This window comes from Micromonospora craterilacus, assembly GCF_003236315.1.
Lineage (GTDB): Bacteria > Actinomycetota > Actinomycetes > Mycobacteriales > Micromonosporaceae > Micromonospora > Micromonospora craterilacus.
This window is the reverse complement of record NZ_POTY01000504.1, coordinates 1-1021: the sequence shown is the minus strand read 5'-3', so window position 1 is coordinate 1021 and position 1021 is coordinate 1. Positions and strand designations below refer to the sequence as shown.

Sequence of the window (1021 nt, the reverse complement as noted above, 5' to 3'; positions counted from 1 at the left end):
CAGTGAGCCTTTCCGAGTAACGGTTGGTGGCGTTGGGTGATCATGTCGTGCGGCAATGGTCGATGTGGAGCAGGACCAGGGCGGCGGCGGTGATCCGGCCGATGCTCCAGGGACACAGGCTGACGTTGCGCAGCGCTTTGAAGGTGGTCTTGAGCAGGGAGTTTCCGCGTTCGCCGATGGCGCGGACCGCGTTGTGTGCCTTGTTGAACTGCTGCTGCACGTCGGTGCAGGCCTCGTTGCACGGCTTCTTGAACGCCACCGTGATCGTGTCGGCTTCGCCTTCGTAGCCGAGATCACCGAGGACCCGTAGATCGTCGTCGGTCCAGGTGCTCAGCAGCGGCAGGATGCCATGCTCGCGCAGCGCGGTGGTGTCGTGTTCACGGCCGGGGCGTACCGGCGAGGTCCACAGCGGCCACCCGTCCGGAGCCGTGATGACCTGCACGTTCCCGCCGTGGTTGTCGTGCTTGCCCGACCACCACAGATCCACCCCGGGAGTCGGCCCGGGGGTGCGGCACCGGTCCGTTTCGATCAGCGTTCCGTCGATGTTGACGTGGCCGTAGCCGGCCATCTTCGCGGCCAGCAACACCGAGTGCAGGCCGGGCGCCTGGGCGGCGAGCACGGTGATGCCCTCATGCAGGTACGCGTACCCGGTCGACCGGCTGATCTTGTTGTCGGCGACCAGTTGCGAGACACGGGTCCCGTCGATCAACCAGCGGATCACCAGGACGGCCTGCTTGAAGCAGCCCAACGACCGGGTCCCCGCCCGGGTACCGAGCCGCTGCCGTTGCGCGTGCAGAAGGCCGGACAGGAACGACACGGTCGCCTCACGTACGGGTAGGACGGCGGTGTATGTGACACTCATAGCGACGCAGAACCTCGATGACGGTGATCCCGGGAAGGACCACCTTCATACCGGGGTTCTGCGTCTTCTCGTTGCACCGCAACGGATCCGGGCGCGTCCGGACCACCGACCGCGCCAGCTACCCCGAGTCCCTACACCGTTACTCGGAAAGGCTCAGTG

1 protein-coding gene is annotated in these 1021 nt (G+C 66.0%); it reads right to left on the bottom strand.

The genetic code is table 11. The features are described 5' to 3' along the window. Positions 1-40 precede the first annotated feature (40 nt). Positions 41-862 (bottom strand): transposase family protein, encoded by an 822-nt coding sequence (locus C1I95_RS34110; RefSeq protein ID WP_111220234.1) that lies wholly within the window; start codon positions 860-862, stop codon positions 41-43. Positions 863-1021 lie beyond the last annotated feature (159 nt).

Excerpts from the sequence above, each read along its gene's own strand:
- C1I95_RS34110 (WP_111220234.1), bottom strand. The coding sequence starts at position 862 with ATGAGTGTCACATACACCGCCGTCCTACCCGTACGTGAGGCGACCGTG.